Genomic DNA, 267 nt, shown 5'->3' with positions numbered 1-267 from the left:
GCATTTCCTGAAGCGTCTAATGTTACCGTTTGATTAGCTCCGCCATCAACTGTATACGTTACAACTGCATTTGGTGTTCCTGTGAAACTTACAGTTCCTGTAGTACCTGAACAAATTGTGTTCGCGGTAACATTAGCTGTTGGTAAAGCATTCACGGTTATTGTCACACTTCCACTTGCGGTATTGTTACAAACCGGTGTTGTTGCACTTGCTACACTTACTAAATTATATGTCGAGTTTGCTGTCAATACCGGTGTAGTTACACTC

1 protein-coding gene is annotated in these 267 nt (G+C 41.6%); it reads right to left on the bottom strand.

Annotated elements, in window-relative coordinates; genetic code table 11:
• On the bottom strand, positions 1–267 hold a 267-nt coding region (locus G4L40_RS12890), incomplete at both ends, for a hypothetical protein (RefSeq protein ID WP_166237592.1).

This window comes from Flavobacterium celericrescens (assembly GCF_011392075.1).
Classification (GTDB): Bacteria; Bacteroidota; Bacteroidia; order Flavobacteriales; family Flavobacteriaceae; genus Flavobacterium; species Flavobacterium celericrescens.
Note: the sequence above shows the minus strand (reverse complement) of the source record. Positions and strands in the feature narration are given on the sequence as shown.